The organism is Vibrio sp. 03_296 (assembly GCF_002265885.1).
Genome location: NZ_NPKW01000064.1, coordinates 50,986 through 68,842, shown reverse-complemented (window position 1 = coordinate 68,842; position 17,857 = coordinate 50,986). Strand labels below are relative to the sequence as shown.

Below are 17,857 nucleotides of genomic sequence, written 5' to 3'. Positions count from 1 at the left end.
TTTATGAAAGTCACAAATCTATTTAAAGACAAAGTCGACGCATTCTCTGCGCATCATTCTGAGTTTATTAATTGGATGTCTCCAACTCTTCGTGAGTACTGGGGTGATTTTCTAGGAAAGGCGCAAGGAAGTTTTCTTTTCTCGAAAGTACGCGATCATCAGCAGCCTGCGGTGAATGAAGAAGTGTCATTGCCTGAGCCGATCGTACTCAAACCAGAAGCGCAGCTTGTTTACAACGAGTTAAGTGAAAAAATAGGTCAAGTGATTCATGTTGGTGATTGGATTCATGTTGATCAAGAGCGAATCAATCAATTTGGATTGGTGACAGAAGACATGCAATGGATTCATACGGATCCTGAGCGTGCAGCAGTAGAGTCGCCATTCAAAACCACCATCGCTCATGGCTTTTTAACATTAGCTCTATTGCCGAAGTTGACCGATTCAGTTAATCCTGACAATAACCTCTTCCCGACGGCGAAGATGGTTGTGAATATTGGCTTGAACCAAGTGCGTTTCCCATACCCGGTGAAATCGGGTAATAACTTACGCGCTTCAAGCACGCTAACCAAAGTGACCCCAATTAAAAAAGGGTTAGAGATAGAGCGGGAAATCAAAGTGGAGATCGAAGGTGTTCGTCGTCCTGCTGCCGTTGTGGTTTCCGTTATTCAGCTCCATTTTTAAATCTTTGGTTCTTTCGATTCTATAAAGAGCGCTCAAAGCGCTCTTTTTTGTTGCCGTTTTTCTTGGCTTCCGATTTCTCGTTACGTCAACCTGATGTCCCCATACTGAGAATGCATTAAATTAGTGCGTTTTTTACTCAGTCTTTGTTCGTAACTGCCTGCAAGTTACAAAATTTCCAAATTTCAAACTGATACGCTCCAAAGCAGTGACTTATATCAAGGAGTACATATGATCGGTTTGGAACCCATGGCCATTTCGTCCCACCTGGGATGGTTGCTACTGTTGATCCTAAGTTACCCTTTCATACTTGTGGGCATACAATTGGCCGTGTTCGATATACGGGTGAGAGCGAAAGTGAATCGCTATTTCAATTGGGGATTTCTGGTCGTGGTGGGCGCGTTGCTGTTTTTTCACATGCAAACGGAAGTGGTTTACGGAAAATATTTTTTAGATCGTTGGCAATCGAAGTGATGAACTTCGGATGGAATGGAGGAAAATCATGATTACTAGAGACTAGAGACTAGAGACTAGAGACTAGAGACTAGATAAGAGAGAGCTGTCTGCTTAAAAACCACTTTGTATGACAAAGCAACAAATCGATCCGATATTGTCCAATCAACACAAAGAAACGAAATTATTAGTTGATCTCTCATGAGAATACGTTAAAGTGCACCCCGTTCCCGAGACAAGCGCGGGCAACACAGTAAGGCGCGTTGGCAGAGGGGCTATGCAGCGGATTGCAAATCCGTGGACCTCGGTTCGACTCCGGGACGCGCCTCCATTATTTAGAAAAGCCGACACTGAGTGTCGGCTTTTTGCATTTCAGCACTTTTCATCTTTTTCTTTTTTCCAGTGATTCATGAGAGTTTGCTCTACTCTTAGGGGCTCGCACGTTGTCATCTTTTTGATTGCTCTATACATTCCCATACAAATAGGGACGTGAATAATCAATAAAACAGTGTACATTAACTTGGTTCTATTCATTTTATCTATGTGCACTGATGGAAAATTATCTATGAAATATACGCCGCTCGCACTTTCACTTGCCGCGCTATTCGCTTTTGGGGTAGGGACTCCTTCGCAAGCTTATGCTCAATCTGTCGCTTGGGATCAAGCAAACGAGACATGGTTAACTCAATCGACAGATCATTTTGTTATCCACTTTAGAAATGGTCATGAAAAGCAAGCCGCAAGAGCGCTTGATCTCGCCGAACAATCACATAAAGAGTTGGTGCCATACTTTGGTTACGAGCCGAAAGAAAAAACAGAATTGGTGTTGGTCGATGAGGTGGACTATTCAAACGGTTGGGCGACGGTGGTGCCATATCCACAAATTCGTTTGATTATGAGTCCACCAGATGAAGCAAATGGCTTGGAAAATAACGATGAGTGGATGCATCTACTCATTAAGCATGAGTACGCGCATATCATGCACATGGAAATGGGCGGCGGCGCGGTCAACGTTTTTCGTAAAATATTTGGTCGCAACCCATTTCTTTATCCTCATCTCATGACGCCTTCTTTTATGCTGGAAGGGCTGGCGGTTTATCTGGAAACCAATGAACAAGCTGGCTATGGACGCTTGCAAGGCTCTGGTTATGACATGGAAATGAGAATGGAAGTCGCCTCTGGTGACGTGAAAGATCTCAACCAAGTTGCCGTGGCGGCAAGAGAATGGCCGCTAGGCTATAACTATTTGTACGGAGCCTATTTCGTACAATACCTAGCTGATACCTATGGTGATGCGAAGGTGCAAGAGTTTTTGCAGGGTTACAGCCGCAAGCTTATCCCGTTCTTTTTGCTCAACAGCACGGCGAGAAAAACCTTTGGGAAGGATTTTGAACAGCTTTGGTCTGATTTCCAAGCTCATATTTATGAGAAATACCAAGGCGATCTTGCCACCATGATGGAGCAAGCCGTCATTGGTGAGGGGAAATACACCGCCCCATTTATGCAAGTGTTTACCGCAACGGACAATGGTGTTTTGGTTAACGTCGACAATGGTGAGGATGCGAGTGAACTGAGGTTGTTGGACGATGGCAGTGATGAGCGCGTGGGAGCCTCACTGACTAAAACGAAAAACATCAACTCGCTCGATTTCCATCCTCAAAGTGGGGTGCTGGCGACGCGTTCTATCGCTTATGCCGATGGCCGAGTGCTGAGCGATGTTTATCTTTATCAAGATGATCGTTGGCAAGCGTTGACAGAGAAGCAGCGTTTTCGCAGCGCTAAATGGCTCCCTGATGGCCAGCGTTACTTAGCTACACGTAAGGTGAATGGTCTCAGTGAACTGTGGTTAATGACTGCACGACAAGCAGAAAGCGGTCAGCAAATTTGGCAAGGCACGATTGGTGACGTATTGGGTGGATTTGCAGTGTCTCATGATGGTCGTTTTATCGTGGCGAGTGTTAAACGATCGAGTGAAGGTTGGAACCTTGAAAAATTTGACTTAACCGCGTTGCAATGGACTCCGCTAACGCAATCCCGTGCTGTCGAAAATTCACCGGCGTTTACCCCAGAAGGTGAAGTGCTGTTTAGTGCCGACTATGATGGGGTGTTTAACATCTACTCGCTCGACATAGAATCTGGCGAAATAAAGCAGTTGACTCGTGAAGTTGGTGGCGCATTTACACCACAAACTCACCGTGATTCAGGTTTTGTTTATCAATCGTATGATGCCGACGGCTATACCTTGAAAGAAAAATCAGACAGGGTTGCAGTGACCACTTTCACGGTTGCCGACAAAGATGGCCAATATCATTATGCCGATCCTGTTGAGCAGGTAGCGGAAAAAAGCGAGATCAGTGACTACTCTCCTTGGTCCAGCTTGCGCCCAAGAACGTGGTTGCCGATTGCTGCACAAGATGAGAATCAAAAATTAGCTGGTTTCATCATTAACGGTGCTGATGCATTAAGTCGTCATCAATATCAATTGGGTTTGTCATGGGATTTTGAAAACGATCTTGCACAGTTCAATCTGGGCTATTTGTATGATTCGCGTTGGCTCGTTCAAGCATCGCGTACACACGATTTCACCACGTTCAAGCAAGGTTCGGCAGAGACCTATCGAATAGAACAAAGTGACAGTGCGTTGCTCCAACGCAATCACATCTTTACGGCTTTTGAAGACCAACTCAGTGTTGCCGCAGGTGTTTATTGGGATAAAGACTCAGAAGCAAAAGCGCCATCTTTTGGTGCGATCACTCCGTATCGAGATCAAGAAGAAAGCTTGGTGGGTTTGGCCGTTACTTTTGATAATCGCGAAAGCTATCTTAATGTGCCAGGAGTAGGTTGGGGGCATTACCTCGATGCGGTTGTGGAAACTAACGACTGGTTAAGCAGTGACTACCGAGGGGAGAAATTTCAGGCGCAGTGGCAAATGACATTCGATTTGCCGGGAAGAAGCACGCTGTCACTTCGCCTTGCGGGTGGCTATGCGGACGAAAAAGCCAAGCCTTTCCGTTTGGGTGGCTCTGATCAAAGTGACGAACATGCTCTGTTTGGCCGCGAGTCACAGTCTCTAAGAGGTTATGATGAAAACGTTCAACGAGGCGATCGTTATTTCACACAGCGACTCACGGCAACCACGTGGTTAGCACGCGTTGAGCGCAACTGGGGGCTTTACCCAATTGGTTTGGGTGATATTTCAGCTTCGGTGTTCGCCGACTCAGGGACGGCTTGGAGTGAACAAACAAGTCGAAATCAGCTGAGTGGAGCGGGTTTGTCAGTCACGGTTGAAACGCGTCTGGGATACAATCTCGTGCTACCGATCACCTTAGGATATGCTCATGGCTTTGATTCGGAACTGGGTAAAGATCAGTTCTTCTTCTCGGTGGCGGGGCAGTTTTAAATCGCCACTAGAACCAATAAACAAGGCAGCGTTACGCTGCCTTGTTTGCTCTTGCACCAAAAAGGTTAGACAAACTGTTTCATTAAACGCTGTAAGTCTTCAATGCTGTCCACTAAGTGGCTAGTGCGTTGCACAGAGCTGTGGGACGACTGAGACGTATCGTCGGCGAGCTGCTTAATGTTGACGATGTTGCGATTGATCTCTTGCGTTACGCTGGCTTGTTGCTCTACTGCAGTGGCGATTTGATGACTGCTGTCTGTTACCGCGTCCAACTTATCACGAATAACGGAAAGAACATCGCCTGTTGCATCGGCTTGTTTCTTACAATCCTGAGACAAATCAAACCCCGTATTCATCGCTTCCACTGCCTGTTTGGCCGTTGTTTGAAGCTGATTGATCATTGCATGGATCTCATTGGCACTGCTGCCCGTTTTAGAGGCCAAATTTCGGACTTCATCGGCGACTACGGCAAAGCCACGGCCTGCCTCTCCAGCGCGTGCGGCTTCAATCGCAGCATTTAATGCCAGCAAATTAGTCTGTTCAGAGATGGTGGTGATCACTTCTAAAATACTGTCGATTTTCTGTGTATGGTTCGATAACTGCTCAATCACGGCTTTAGAGTGTTCCAGTTCTTTGGCCATGGCATCCACCACTCGTATGGTGGTTCCAATGCTCTCCAAGCCCGTTTGAGACGCCTCATTAGCTTCTTCCGTGAGCATGGACGCGGCAGACGCCGCATTCGCGACCTCATTGATTGAATGAGTCAGTTCCTCAACGGCGGCGGCCACTTGCTGCGTTTCATGGCATTGTTGATCCAAGCTGGCACCGATGGACTGAATGGTGGCAAACTCCTCTTCTGCTGAGATCAGAATTCCGCCGGAAGTTTCAGTGGCACGAGCCGTCACCGCGCGCAGTTCCGCCTTTTTCATCATTAACGCCAACTCGATTTGTGAGTAATCGTCAAAGTGATTGGTATAAGGCTTCTCCATGAGGGGATTATGATAGGCGTCGTGAGCTAGGGTTTGAAGATTGCCAAATCGTTTCGCTTGGTAGAGAGCGTTAGCCCCCAACAGTAAAGCACAACCCCCGCTTAGAGTGAGCAAGACGTTAGAAGCGGTGAGTGTGCCAGCAAAAATTAAGCCCGCAGTCGCAAAGGAACCAAGCGTAGAAAGGTGGTGGAAAGTGAGCCTTGGTTTTGCACGATGTTTATTCGCTCGTAGCTGATCGTAAAGCGCCTGTGCTCGTTCCACTTGTTCTGCGCTTGGTTTAGAACGGACGGATTGAAATTCAATGATGTCGCCATCTGCACTTTTGATCGGTGTAACGAATGCTGAAACCCAGTAATGTTTGTCATCACTGCATTGGTTTTTCACTAACCCCATCCAGCTTTTTCCAGAGCGTAAGTATTGCCACAACTGAGCAAAAGCTTGCTTTGGCATATCAGGGTGACGGACCATGTTATGAGGATTGCCAACTAACTCCTGCTGTGAGAACCCGGCAATATCACAAAACTCGTCGTTAGCGTAAGTAATGATGCTGTCTGGGTTGGTGGTTGAGATCAAATTGGCACGTTCTGAATAGCGTTTGTTGAGCGTAGATTGGGTGGTCATTTTGATTATTATTTCTCTTAGAATGTGTGATAGAGCAAGTCGTGGAAAGGTGCTTATGAATACACCAGTGCATATGATACAGCTCGAATAATCGTTGTATTTATGACCTGAATCAAAGCTTTAGAGATATTAACAAAATGATTATTAAAAGGTGATTCGCTTCAACTCGGTGTGAAAAATAGAACACTTGAAACAAATTGTTACATTAGTATCGTGATGTCGATCGTATCAATTGTTCGCTTTTGATCATTGGCGGCCAATAAGATGGGATAAAGTGTGAAAAAATATTACACAAAATTTGCTTTAATACGATCTTCTTTTCTAAATATCGTTGTACATTTTGGTATAAAAAGCGTCCGACCCTACATTTTCAAGGGTTTATTCATCTAACCCTAAAGTGTCTACCCCTTTAGAGTAGTTTAATTTCGTAATTGATTTACATCATATTTTCATTTTCTTTCATAATTAACAATGCGCTCAGATAAGAACCTAACCCTTAGGAAGTATTATGAGCAAGTTGAAGCTAGTGATTGTTGGTAACGGGATGGTCGGCCACCGTTATATCGAAGATCTGGTTGATAAAACGGATGTTTCTCAATACGACATCACCGTATTTTGTGAAGAGCCACGCGTCGCGTACGATCGCGTCCATCTCTCTTCTTATTTCTCACATCACACTGCAGATGAACTCTTATTGGTGAAAACCGGCTTTTATGAAAAGCACGCGATCAAAGTGTTGTTAGGTGAGCGCGCGATCAATATTAACCGTGAAAAACAAACGGTGTATTCGAGTTCGGGCCGTGAAATTCAATACGATAAGCTGATTCTTGCAACAGGTTCTTTCCCATTTGTTCCACCAATCAAAGGTAATGAGAGCAAAGATTGCTTTGTTTACCGTACCATCGAAGATCTTAAAGCCATCGAAGCATGTGCGAAGAAGAGTAAAAGTGGTGTGGTGATTGGCGGCGGTTTGCTTGGTTTGGAAGCGGCTGGTGCGCTGAAAGCACTCGGAATGGAAACACACGTTGTCGAGTTTGCCTCTAAACTGATGGCTGAACAGCTTGATCAAGCGGGTGGTGATCAACTTCGTCAAAAAATCGAACGTATGGGCGTGAAAGTTCATACCAGCAAAAACACCTTGGAAATCGCAGCAGAAGGCGAACAAGCACGCAATGTGATGCGCTTTGCCGATGACACTGAGCTTGAGACTGACTTCATCGTGTTCTCTGCGGGTATCCGTCCTCAAGACAAATTGGCTCGCCAAATGGGTCTGGGTATCGCACCTCGTGGCGGTATTGAAATTAACGACCACTGCCAAACCACAGACAGCAATATCTACGCCATTGGTGAATGTGCGTCATGGAATAAGATGTTCTATGGACTGGTTGCGCCGGGCTATAAAATGGCCACCGTTGCCGTGGATCACCTGCTAGGCAACGTTGACAGCAAGTTTGAAGGGGCGGATATGTCTGCCAAGCTCAAACTGCTGGGTGTCAAAGTAGGGTCGATTGGCGATGCGAATGGTCGTACACCTGGTTGTAAGAGCTACGTTTATCAAAACGAAGAGCTTGAAGTCTACAAACGTTTGATCGTTTCAGCAGACAACAAGAAACTACTTGGCGCAGTAATGGTAGGTGACACGTCGGATTACGGTGACTTACTGCAACTGATGTTGAATGAAATTGAGCTACCACAGCATCCAGATACTTTGATCCTGCCAGCGCACGCTGGTGCCGAGAAGCCAAAACTCGGCGCAGATTCATTGCCAGATTCTGCGGTGATCTGTTCGTGTTTCGATGTGACTAAAGGCAAAATCGCGCAAGCGGTGGCTGACGGCCATCACACCATCGGCGACATCAAAGCAGTGACCGGTGCAGGCACTGGCTGTGGCGGTTGTATTCCGCTGGTCACGTCAGTACTAAACGCTGAGCTTGCAAAAGCGGGCGTTGAAGTGAAAAGCGATATCTGTGAGCACTTCGCATACTCTCGCCAAGAGCTGTTCCACCTCATTCGCATCGAAGAGATCAAAACCTTTGATGAACTGTTGGCAAAACATGGCAAAGGCTATGGCTGTGAAGTGTGTAAGCCGGCGGTGGGGTCAATTTTGGCGTCATGCTGGGGTGAGCACATCCTGAAGCCTCAGTTAGTGAAGCTGCACGACACCAACGATAACTTCCTTGGCAACATGCAAAAAGACGGCACATATTCGGTGATCCCACGTATGGCGGGTGGTGAAGTGACGCCACAGGCACTAAAAGTGTTGGCTGAAGTGGCGGCGGAATACAATCTCTACACCAAAGTAACGGGTGCACAACGTATTGGTCTGTTTGGTGCGCAAAAAGATGACCTTCCAGCTATCTGGAAAAAACTGATTGCCGCTGGCTATGAAACTGGTCAAGCGTATGCCAAAGCACTGCGTATGGCGAAGACCTGTGTTGGTTCAACCTGGTGTCGTTACGGTGTTCAAGATTCAGTCGGTCTTGGCGTGTTTATTGAGAACCGTTACAAAGGCATCCGCACTCCGCACAAGATGAAATTTGGCGTATCAGGCTGTACGCGTGAATGTGCTGAAGCACAGGGTAAAGACCTCGGTATTATCGCCACAGATGCAGGCTGGAACATGTACGTGTGTGGCAATGGCGGTATGAAGCCTCGTCACGCCGATTTGCTGGCTAGCGATCTAGACCAAGAAACGCTGATCAAATACATCGACCGTTTCATGATGTTCTACATCCGCACTTCTGCGCCACTGCAACGCACCTCTGTGTGGCTAGGCAACATGGAAGGTGGTGTGGACTACCTACGCCAAGTGATTGTTGAAGACAAATTAGGCATCAATGCACAGTTGGAAGCGGACATCGCGAAATTGGTGGAAGCGTATCGCTGTGAATGGAATGAAACCATTAACGACGAAGCTCAGCTAACACGCTTTGCGCACTTTATTAACTCAGACAAGCGTGATGAAAACGTCGTGTTTGTTTCAGAGCGTCAACAACATCGCCCAGCAACGTTTGCAGAGAAACACCCAGAGTTGAAAGGTGACATCTTGCACGTAGCGGTAACGGAATAATAGGAGAAGCAAACATGGCTTTTGAACAAGTATGCGACATTAACGACATTATTCCTGGTACCGGCGTTTGTGCCTTGGTCAATGGGCAGCAAATTGCGCTGTTCAGACCAAGTGAAGAAGAGCAGGTGTTTGCGATCAGTAACATGGACCCATTCGCACGCTCAAACGTGCTGTCTCGTGGTTTGATTGCTGAGCACAAAGGTGAACTTTGGGTAGCGAGTCCACTGAAAAAGCAGCGCTTTAACTTGGCAACCGGTGCGTGTATGGAAGATGAACGCTTTAACATCAAAGCGTATCAAGCACGCGTCAATAACGGCATTGTCGAAATCTCGGCTTAGCTAGGCGTTAGGTAAGCTGATACGAGATTCAATAGTACAAAGGTTTCTTGTTCCCTTAACGGATTTTTGTAGGGAAAAGACGATATAGAACAGGAAGCCTTTCTCTATTCAATCTTTCACTTTTAATTTTAACTTTTATAAAGGGACGCATTATGTCTGACTTAAGACCTGCAGAATTCGTACAAACCATGATTGATGTTGGTGAAGCGAAAGTAAAAACCTCGACCCGCGATTTGGTTTTACGCGGTATGATGGCAGGCATCATTCTGTCGTTGGCGGTTGTGGTGGCGATTACAGCCATTACGCAAACAGGCATTGGCATTGTGGGCGCGTTAGTGTTCCCTGTGGGTTTCTGTATCCTGAGCCTGATGGGTTACGACTTGGTGACAGGTGTTTTTGGCCTTGCACCGTTAGCGAAATTTGAAAACCGTCCGGGTATTACTTGGGGCCGTATTTTACGTTGTTGGGGCCTTGTTGGTCTGGGTAACTTGATTGGTTCACTGCTTGTTGCGGGTTTAATTGCGCTGTCGCTAACCATGAACTTCAGTGTTGAGCCAAATGCTGTCGGTCAAACCTTTATCAAGGCAGCGACTGCTCGTACAGTCGGTTTTGAAAACCTTGGTGCTGATGGTTGGATCACCTGTTTTGTGCGCGGTATTCTGTGTAACTTGATGGTGTGTCTAGGCGTGATTGGCAACCTTTCTGCACGTACTGTTGCAGGTAAAATTGCGGCAATGTGGCTACCTATCTTTATCTTCTTTGCGTTGGTTTTCGAGCACGCGGTGGTGAACATGTTCCTGTTCCCGCTAGGTATGATGCTGGGTGCGGATTTTGGTATCGCGACTTGGTTGAACTTCAACCTGATCCCAACCATTCTTGGTAACATCGTAGGTGGCTTGCTGTTCACTTGTATTCCTCTGTACCTGACTCATGCGAAAACAGCCCCAGCAATTGATGTGACTGAAAAGCAAACTGAAATCAATGCAGAACCTGCACTGAGCATCAAATAATCTATTTCGCCCTGAGGTGTTCCCTCAGGGCGACGATTCACCTGATTCAGCACTGCGAAAATCTCGAACACAGCAACCATCATTCACTCGTTTTGCTGATAAAAAGTAAACATTTCCCTCACAGAGAGGCGCTGAGTGGTACTCTTTATCATCAAATTTATTCAATAGGCTCAACCATGACGCTAACTTCTTTATCCTCATTGCAAAATCAAGGTTTTGTTTCTCTTGTCGGCGCGGGCCCTGGCGATCCGGATTTGCTCACGGTCAAGGGTTACCGAGTGATTCAACAAGCGGAAGTGGTGGTATACGACCGTTTGGTTTCACCGGAAATTCTCGCGTTAGCCAACGAAAAGGCGGAAATGATCTACGTAGGCAAAAAACTCGATTTTCATTGTGTTCCGCAAGAAGAGATCAACCAAATTTTGGTGACAAAAGCATTGGAAGGAAAACGCGTGGTTCGCTTGAAAGGGGGCGACTCGTTCATCTTCGGCCGTGGTGGGGAAGAGCTTGAAGAGTTAGCGGAACATGGTGTGCGTTTTGAAGTGGTACCGGGCATCACGGCGGCAGCGGGGGCAACGGCTTATGCTGGCATTCCGCTTACCCACAGAGATCACGCGCAAAGTGTGCAGTTTATTACTGGGCACATCCAAAAAGATGGCAAAGAGATAGAGTGGCCATCATTGGCGCAAGCCAACAACACTTTGGTGTTTTATATGGGGTTAAAGCAGTGCCGTTATATCGCGGAGAAACTGCTTGAAAACGGTTTGGATGCGTCAACGTCGTGCGCGATTATTGAAAATGGCACCCGTCGCGAACAGCGTGTATTGACGGGCAGCCTAACACAACTCCCTGAATTGGCAACTCAAGCAATCAGTCCCGCTTTGATCGTGGTTGGCAGCGTGACTTCGCTGCACGACAAACTCAAGTGGTTTTAACCCCATTTATATTGCACAGCGGCTTGGGTTCCGCTGCATTTCTTGCTGGCGAAGAGGCATTTGGTCAATCACCTTTTTCAACAAGGTCCAATCTGTCTTTTCGCCCCAACGCAACTTCTCCCGTCCATCTTTGCCGACCAATACCCCCGTGTGTTGACCTTTCGGGATATCATAAAACGCATTGAGTACACCGAAATCAAAGGCGTCTTGTGCCCAAGTGGGGACAGTGCTGCCATCTTCTTTGATGACCAAGGTAACGATGTCGCGCTCTTGCAAGGCGCACTCCTCCATCAGTGTTTCCAGCAAAAATTGTTGAACATACTGATCATGAGACGGTGCGAAAAACAGAATGCTCCTGTGCTGCCATTTTTCGGAATCAGCCGGATACGAATGAGCCAGAGCACTGAATAAAATGAAGACGATCGACCAATAACGCATACCGCTCCCTCGTAAGATGTTTTACTTACTATACGTAAGCATAGCTAAATGGATTAATTTCGTTTTTCGCCTCGCTTTTTCACCGGCTATCGAATAGGGTTAGGGCTACATTTTTTAGAGAGTAAATGCGTGTTATGACCAGTAAAGTGGCGATTTTTGTCGACGTTCAAAATATTTATTACACCTGCAAAGAAAAGTACCGCAAACATTTCGATTACAACCGTTTTTGGCAGTCGGCTACTCAGGATAAACAAGTTGTGGTCGCTCATGCTTATGCGATTTCAAGTAAGGATCCGGGTCAACGTCAGTTTCACCATATTTTGCGGGGTATTGGTTTTGACGTAAAACTGAAGCCTTTTATTCAACGCTGGGATGGCAGTGCAAAAGGGGATTGGGATGTGGGCCTCGCGTTGGACGCTTTTGAGTATGCGCCAATGGTGGATGAGGTCATTTTATTATCTGGCGACGGCGATTTCGAAATCCTTGTTGAGCGCATTCAGCAAAAGTTTGGAAAAAAGGTCACGGTTTATGGCGTGCCGGGCTTAACAGCGCAAAACCTCCAAGCGGTCGTGGACAGATATATCCCAATCGAAGATGAGTTACTTTTGCCTTAAAATAGGGACAAGCCACTTTTAGGTCAGGTTTGTAGCGGCTGTTTTTTGATACTGCTTTTCCAGGATTAGCGCGGCACTGTTTTCGCGTCACTCACGCTGCTAAAGCCGATCAGCCGACCATGCTCAGGCGATGGCAAAATAAACACAGATTTACTATTCATACGATTTGGTATTGCGAGAAAATTCCGTTACAATGCGGCGCATTGATAATACGAATAAATATCATTTATTGTTTTGGTAGTCACTTTAGGTAACAAAAACGTCTATGTCTGGATATAAAGCAGGTGCTGCGTTACTTCTTTGGGTCGTAAGTTCTGGCGCGATGAGTAACGACCTTGAACAAGCACAGAAAATTCAAAATCGTACTCATACCGCGGCCAGTAAGAGCCAAAGCGTCATTAACGCGAGCGCCGATAAAAGTCAGTTACTGCAAGCAGAGATTGAAATCCTAAAGGAAGAAGTTCGTAACCTAGAGCTCTATCAGCGTCACTTGACCAGCATGATTGCCAATCAAGAACAAGAAAAGAGCAGCCTAGCAAAACAGATTCAAGACATTCAAGTGACTCGTCAGGGCATTGTACCGCTAATGTATGACATGCTGGACACGCTCAAAACAGACATCAATCAAGACATGCCGATCAAATGGCAGCAACGCCAAGAGCGTATTGAAAAACTGGAACAGATGATGGTTCGCGCTGATGTGGCGGATGCAGAGAAGTTTCGCCGCATTCTAGAGGCGTATCAAATTGAACTGGATTACGGCAGCAAGTTGTCTGCCTACCAAGCTCCTATTACGCTCGCCGATGGTAAGCAGATAGAGGTGGAGCAACTGCATCTGGGGCGCGTGTCGCTTATTGCTCGCACTCTCAATGCCAATCAGTTCTGGTATTGGGATCAAACCCAACGTCACTGGTTATCGCTAACGACCATTCCTAGCACGGATATCAATCGTGCGTTTGACATTGCCGCTCAAAAAGTCGCGCCCGCGATGTTGAATATGCCCGTTGCTTTAGCGACAGCGGAGGCTAAGTAAATGAACAAATGTCGATTACTCTCACTCGCTTTACTCGTTTCGTTGAGCCTCCCATCATTTGCTCAAACACAACTAGTGCCAAAAGCAACGCAAGAAAGCCGCCAACAACAGGCAGAAAACCAACAGCGTGAAAATGCGTTTCTCAGCCAAGAGCAGCAATTGGCTGAGTTAAAGCGCCAACTCGAACAGCAAAAATCGACGTTGGAAGAGAAAAACGCGCAGCTTTCTAGCCAGTTCAGTGATAACGAAGTGACCTTGTCACACTTAGAGGAAGAGCTTCGTGTCGAAACGGGTTCGCTTGGCGAGTTATTTGGTGTTGTTCGACAGCATGCGAAAGAACTAAAAGCCGATCTCAATGACGCAGTCACCGCGATTGGACAAACAGAGCAAGTTGGAACGGTCGATCAAATTGTCGTGGCACAATCGCTGCCCGATATCGCACAACTTAAAACGCTTTGGCATGTGATGCAGCAACAAATTGTGGCAAGCGGTGAAATGCGAGCGCTTCAAGTTAACCTTATCAATACTGAAGGTGCGGTTGAACCCACTGACGTTATAGCGTTAGGGAATTTCGCTTTGCTTGCACCGCAAGGTTACGTCAACTGGAAGAGCGACAAAGGTTTCGCGATTCCTTATGCCAAACTGCCTGAAGGCACGCCGACACTCGACACGCTTCGTTCACAGCACGCGATTTCAATGGTACCTGTGTTGATTGATCCCACTCGCGGGGGGCTGCTCGAGCAATACGCACATTCGCCAAGCCTTGCCGATCGCTTCGCTGCGGGTGGCGTGGTTGGCAAAGTGATCTTTGCCTTGCTTGCGGTGGGGCTCATTATTGCCTTGTATCGTGGTATTTTGCTGCTGACCACCAAGAGCAAAATTCGTCTTCAACTCAAACAGCCGAACCAGTTAGGTAACAATCCGCTAGGCCGTGTTCTGGCGGTGTATGACAAAGACAAGCCACGCAGTGTCGAAGCTCTAGAGCTGCGCTTGTTAGAGACCATAGTGGATGAGCAAACCGGGCTGGAAAAAGGGCTTTCGATGCTCAAACTGTTGGCAGCGTTGGCACCGATGTTGGGGCTGCTTGGTACCGTGATTGGTATGATCGAAACCTTTCAAGTCATCACCCAATTTGGTAACGGGGATCCCAAAGTCATGGCCAGCGGCATCTCGATGGCTTTGGTCACCACCGTGCTCGGCTTAGTGGCGGCGATGCCGTTATTGCTAGCACATAACGTGCTCAGCGGTTGGGCGGAAGAAATTCGCAGCATCCTCGAAAAGCAAGGCATTGGTTTGGTGGCACAACAAGCAGAGCAGCAGCTACCTTCCGTCACGTCCGCGATGGATAAAGTCGGCAACGCGGCGTGATCATCATGGACCTTCATTCCGACATTTGGCCAGAACTACTGACTTCATCCTCGTGGTGGAATGCGCTCTATTCCTTTATGCAACAAGGCGGAGAAGTGCTCTGGTGGTTAGCGGCGGTCGCGGTGACCTTTTGGCTGCTGACCATCGAAAAATTGCTGTTTATCTACTGTGCGTACCCTCGTTTACGTGCAGAAACATTGCAAAAATGGCAAATGCGGCACGATCACCTTTCATGGTTTGCGCGTTCGCAAAGAGAAGCCTGGTTAGATGATGCGCATCAACAGTTATTCAAACACTTGGCCTTTATCAAAGTATTGGTGGCCATTTGCCCGATGCTAGGCTTACTTGGCACCGTGACAGGCATGATCTCCGTGTTTGATGTGATGGCCACACAAGGCAGCAGCAACCCGAAGCTCATGGCTTCTGGTATTTCATTGGCCACCTTGCCAACGATGGCGGGCATGGTGGCAGCGTTAGTAGGTATGTTTGTTCACGCTCGCTTGGTAAAACTGTGCCAAAACCGAGAAGTGAAACTAGAGCAGTCTTTGAGGAGTGACGCATGAGATTAGGCAGACGTCAAAGTAAAAGCGACGAAGCACAAATTGACCTAACTTCAATGCTCGATATTGTGTTTATCATGCTGATTTTCTTTATTGTCACGAGTTCATTTGTGCGTGAGTCTGGTGTTGAAGTGAATCGCCCTCAAGCGTCTAATGTTTCGGCGCAGAAAGATGCGGGTATTTTCGTTGCGATCACCGCCGCCAACGATATCTATATCGATAAACGTATGGTGGACGTCGAGCGCGTACAAGCGAGCATTGAACGCCTGTTGCTCGAGCAGCCTGACGCTTCTCTAGTGATTCAAGCGGATGAATACGCCTACAATGGCGTCGTCGTGAAAGTGATGGACGCAGCCAAAGCGGCTGGGGTGAAAAACATCGCGTTAGCGGCGGAGAAATCGTAATGATGCGTCTTGCGATCGCATTTCCCGTGGCGTTAGCGCTGGTCTTTGCCTTGTTTTCCGCCATGGCGTTGCTCGTTAATAGCGGCAAAAAGCAAGCGATCAATCAGACGCCTTCACTGAGTTTCAACATGGTGATGGTAGAGCAGGATACCGAAGTCACGAGACGGCAGCGTAGTGTACCGCCGCCGCCCGAGATCCCTGAGCTGCCACAACCGGAAACACCGAAAATGGCGCAAACGCCGATGCAAGTGACGTCGACACAGGTTGCGACGCCTAATATTGACATGCGCTTTAATGTTAGTGGTTTGGCCGTTTCTATCCCTGCGACGGTCAGTGCACCGACGAAAAACGCCACCAATACCACCAAACAGTTGATGCCATTGAGCCGGGTAGAGGCGGTGTATCCGGCTAAGGCGAAAAAACGCCGTATTGAAGGCTATGTCATACTCAAATTTGATATTGATGAAACAGGGCGAACCAAAAACATTGAAGTGGTGGAAGCGCAGCCAGTGCGTTTTTTTGAGAGAAATGCGATGGATGCAATTAAGCGTTGGCGCTACCAGCCACAGATTGTGGATGGACAAGCTCAAACCATTTACGGCTATACCACTAAGATAGAATTTAAGATGGCACAGTGATGAAAAAACGGATACTGACATTACTGCTCACCCAATGGTTATGGCAACCCGGTGCTCTGGCGGCCTCTGGCACCAATGTCAGCCAGTACACCGCTCGTGTGATGCAAAATGCACAACAGCTTGCAGACAATAATGCGCTCGCGGATGCCATCGCTAAGCTCAATAGTGCAGAGGTCTCTCGACCGGATGATGTCGCAGCGCTGTCAAAATTGTTGGGGATCTACTATTGGCAAGCGGAGCAATTCACGCGTTCGATTGCTTCGTTAGAGAAAGCGCTATCGTTCGAATTATTCACGTTTGAAGAAGAGTGGGTCACGCGACGCATGTTGACGCAACTCTATCTGACGCAAGGTGATTATAAAAAGGCGATTCCTCAGCTCAACAAACTGCTCAAACAGGTGCCTGAAAACGAGAGTGCTGCGGAAATTTGGCGTTATCTCGCACAAGCTCAATACAGTGTTGAAAACTGGCGTGAGACCATTGCTGCGACAAAAGGGTTTCAGCGGGTTGAGAAAAAACCAGATACAACGATTCTCTCGCTAGCGCTTGCCGCTCATGTTCAGTTAGAGCAATGGAAGTCCGTGATTCCGTTGGCCAAGCAGCTCATCGCTCTTGAGCCGTCGAATAAAAACTGGTGGCTACAAGCCTACAACGCTTACTTAAACCTAGGGCAGGAGAAATCCGCGCTCGATATGCTGACACTCATCGAGTTACAAGGGCTTGAACTCAACGAGGCGGAAACGAAATCATTGGCCTATTTGTATGCAGCGCAAGGTATCTATCAAAAAGCAGCACAAACCTTGGCCAGAATCGAGAACTCACAACAAGATCCTAAGCTCATTAAGTTGCAAGCCCAGTATTGGCAAGCGGCAAAAGATTGGCAGCAAGCGCTCAAATTTTGGCAACGGCTAGCAAAACAAGAGAGTCAGTACCAGTGGGAAGTGGCGATATTGGAAAATCAGCTGCAGCGCTATCAACAAGTGCTGATTTCTTTGGCTGAAATGGACAATCCACAGCGTCAGTACGACGCGCAGTTGCTAAAGATAAATGCGCTCTATCGACTCGAAAGAATTGATCAGGCGTACGCTCAAGCAAAAAAAGCGGATGCTTTACGTTCCACAAAGCAGACGCAAACTTGGTTGAAGTTTTTGAGTCACAAACTGAAAAGCACTGAATCTAAACTCAATAAGGCGAAGAGAGAGCACGTAAGCGAAAGCGAGCATCTTACTCAACAAACTAATGCGGTCGCCGACAAAAGCGCCGATTCACGTTCCTAGCTGACGTCTCACTGTTTAGCTGAAATAAAAA

Annotated in this window: 16 protein-coding genes and 1 tRNA gene; 15 read left to right on the top strand and 2 right to left on the bottom strand. The window is 47.2% G+C overall.

The genetic code is table 11. The features are described from left to right. The first annotated feature begins 3 nt into the window (after positions 1-3). From CIK04_RS07950 to CIK04_RS07935, 4 genes are all read left to right on the top strand, one after another. The gene (locus CIK04_RS07950) at positions 4-681 is read left to right on the top strand and encodes a MaoC family dehydratase (protein ID WP_017422777.1); all 678 of its coding nucleotides are present in this window, start codon (positions 4-6) and stop codon (positions 679-681) included. 228 nt (positions 682-909) lie between these two features. Next, complete coding sequence (locus tag CIK04_RS07945) at positions 910-1,152, top strand: hypothetical protein (RefSeq protein WP_017422778.1); 243 nt, start codon at positions 910-912, stop codon at positions 1,150-1,152. Between the two features lie 236 nt (positions 1,153-1,388). Continuing rightward, positions 1,389-1,462 (top strand) — tRNA-Cys (locus CIK04_RS07940). Between the two features lie 234 nt (positions 1,463-1,696). Next, on the top strand, positions 1,697-4,531 hold the full coding sequence (locus tag CIK04_RS07935) for a hypothetical protein (RefSeq protein WP_045594672.1): 2,835 nt from the start codon (positions 1,697-1,699) through the stop codon (positions 4,529-4,531). A gap of 65 nt (positions 4,532-4,596) precedes the next feature. Here the strand turns inward: CIK04_RS07935 and CIK04_RS07930 are convergent, their stop codons facing one another. Next, complete coding sequence (locus tag CIK04_RS07930) at positions 4,597-6,141, bottom strand: PAS domain-containing methyl-accepting chemotaxis protein (RefSeq protein ID WP_097352370.1); 1,545 nt, start codon at positions 6,139-6,141, stop codon at positions 4,597-4,599. 508 nt (positions 6,142-6,649) lie between these two features. Here CIK04_RS07930 and nirB point away from each other — a divergent pair. From nirB to cobA, 4 genes are all read left to right on the top strand, one after another. Further along, the gene (gene nirB / locus CIK04_RS07925; protein WP_097352371.1) at positions 6,650-9,211 is read left to right on the top strand and encodes a nitrite reductase large subunit NirB; all 2,562 of its coding nucleotides are present in this window, start codon (positions 6,650-6,652) and stop codon (positions 9,209-9,211) included. Positions 9,212-9,225: 14 nt separating this feature from the next. After that, positions 9,226-9,549, top strand: coding sequence for a nitrite reductase small subunit NirD (gene nirD, locus CIK04_RS07920; protein ID WP_011081328.1), 324 nt, complete (start codon positions 9,226-9,228; stop codon positions 9,547-9,549). A 152-nt stretch (positions 9,550-9,701) separates the two neighbouring features. Further along, complete coding sequence (locus tag CIK04_RS07915) at positions 9,702-10,559, top strand: formate/nitrite transporter family protein (protein WP_039537784.1); 858 nt, start codon at positions 9,702-9,704, stop codon at positions 10,557-10,559. A 176-nt stretch (positions 10,560-10,735) separates the two neighbouring features. Further along, on the top strand, positions 10,736-11,494 hold the full coding sequence (gene cobA / locus CIK04_RS07910) for a uroporphyrinogen-III C-methyltransferase (RefSeq protein ID WP_026050831.1): 759 nt from the start codon (positions 10,736-10,738) through the stop codon (positions 11,492-11,494). A gap of 6 nt (positions 11,495-11,500) precedes the next feature. Here cobA and CIK04_RS07905 read toward each other — a convergent pair whose 3' ends face one another. Beyond that, complete coding sequence (locus CIK04_RS07905) at positions 11,501-11,932, bottom strand: DUF4174 domain-containing protein (protein ID WP_038964548.1); 432 nt, start codon at positions 11,930-11,932, stop codon at positions 11,501-11,503. A gap of 125 nt (positions 11,933-12,057) precedes the next feature. On the opposite strand from CIK04_RS07905, the gene CIK04_RS07900 reads away from it, so the two are divergent. The 7 genes from CIK04_RS07900 to CIK04_RS07870 all read left to right on the top strand — a co-directional run bounded on the left by CIK04_RS07900 (position 12,058) and on the right by CIK04_RS07870 (position 17,826). Then, positions 12,058-12,546: an NYN domain-containing protein gene (locus tag CIK04_RS07900; RefSeq protein ID WP_038941090.1), complete on the top strand. Its 489-nt coding sequence runs from the start codon at positions 12,058-12,060 to the stop codon at positions 12,544-12,546. Between the two features lie 265 nt (positions 12,547-12,811). Further along, complete coding sequence (locus tag CIK04_RS07895; RefSeq protein ID WP_097352372.1) at positions 12,812-13,579, top strand: DUF3450 domain-containing protein; 768 nt, start codon at positions 12,812-12,814, stop codon at positions 13,577-13,579. After that, a complete protein-coding gene (locus CIK04_RS07890; RefSeq protein WP_097352373.1) occupies positions 13,580-14,947 on the top strand; it encodes a MotA/TolQ/ExbB proton channel family protein in 1,368 nt (455 codons plus the stop codon). 5 nt (positions 14,948-14,952) lie between these two features. Further along, positions 14,953-15,510, top strand: coding sequence for a MotA/TolQ/ExbB proton channel family protein (locus tag CIK04_RS07885; protein WP_097352395.1), 558 nt, complete (start codon positions 14,953-14,955; stop codon positions 15,508-15,510). After that, entirely contained in the window at positions 15,507-15,911 is a 405-nt protein-coding gene (locus tag CIK04_RS07880) for a biopolymer transporter ExbD (RefSeq protein ID WP_017422790.1), read from the top strand. The genes CIK04_RS07885 and CIK04_RS07880 overlap by 4 nt, the downstream gene beginning before the upstream one ends. Continuing rightward, complete coding sequence (locus tag CIK04_RS07875; RefSeq protein ID WP_097352374.1) at positions 15,911-16,549, top strand: energy transducer TonB; 639 nt, start codon at positions 15,911-15,913, stop codon at positions 16,547-16,549. Before CIK04_RS07880 ends, CIK04_RS07875 begins: the two co-directional genes overlap by 1 nt. Next, a complete protein-coding gene (locus CIK04_RS07870; RefSeq protein ID WP_097352375.1) occupies positions 16,549-17,826 on the top strand; it encodes a tetratricopeptide repeat protein in 1,278 nt (425 codons plus the stop codon). Before CIK04_RS07875 ends, CIK04_RS07870 begins: the two co-directional genes overlap by 1 nt. The last annotated feature ends 31 nt before the right edge of the window (positions 17,827-17,857 follow it).

Coding starts and splice junctions, on each gene's coding strand:
- CIK04_RS07950 (WP_017422777.1), top strand. CDS start 4: ATGAAAGTCACAAATCTATTTAAAGACAAAGTCGACGCATTCTCTGCG.
- CIK04_RS07945 (WP_017422778.1), top strand. CDS start 910: ATGATCGGTTTGGAACCCATGGCCATTTCGTCCCACCTGGGATGGTTG.
- CIK04_RS07935 (WP_045594672.1), top strand. CDS start 1,697: ATGAAATATACGCCGCTCGCACTTTCACTTGCCGCGCTATTCGCTTTT.
- CIK04_RS07930 (WP_097352370.1), bottom strand. CDS start 6,141: ATGACCACCCAATCTACGCTCAACAAACGCTATTCAGAACGTGCCAAT.
- nirB (WP_097352371.1), top strand. CDS start 6,650: ATGAGCAAGTTGAAGCTAGTGATTGTTGGTAACGGGATGGTCGGCCAC.
- nirD (WP_011081328.1), top strand. CDS start 9,226: ATGGCTTTTGAACAAGTATGCGACATTAACGACATTATTCCTGGTACC.
- CIK04_RS07915 (WP_039537784.1), top strand. CDS start 9,702: ATGTCTGACTTAAGACCTGCAGAATTCGTACAAACCATGATTGATGTT.
- cobA (WP_026050831.1), top strand. CDS start 10,736: ATGACGCTAACTTCTTTATCCTCATTGCAAAATCAAGGTTTTGTTTCT.
- CIK04_RS07905 (WP_038964548.1), bottom strand. CDS start 11,932: ATGCGTTATTGGTCGATCGTCTTCATTTTATTCAGTGCTCTGGCTCAT.
- CIK04_RS07900 (WP_038941090.1), top strand. CDS start 12,058: ATGCGTGTTATGACCAGTAAAGTGGCGATTTTTGTCGACGTTCAAAAT.
- CIK04_RS07895 (WP_097352372.1), top strand. CDS start 12,812: ATGTCTGGATATAAAGCAGGTGCTGCGTTACTTCTTTGGGTCGTAAGT.
- CIK04_RS07890 (WP_097352373.1), top strand. CDS start 13,580: ATGAACAAATGTCGATTACTCTCACTCGCTTTACTCGTTTCGTTGAGC.
- CIK04_RS07885 (WP_097352395.1), top strand. CDS start 14,953: ATGGACCTTCATTCCGACATTTGGCCAGAACTACTGACTTCATCCTCG.
- CIK04_RS07880 (WP_017422790.1), top strand. CDS start 15,507: ATGAGATTAGGCAGACGTCAAAGTAAAAGCGACGAAGCACAAATTGAC.
- CIK04_RS07875 (WP_097352374.1), top strand. CDS start 15,911: ATGATGCGTCTTGCGATCGCATTTCCCGTGGCGTTAGCGCTGGTCTTT.
- CIK04_RS07870 (WP_097352375.1), top strand. CDS start 16,549: ATGAAAAAACGGATACTGACATTACTGCTCACCCAATGGTTATGGCAA.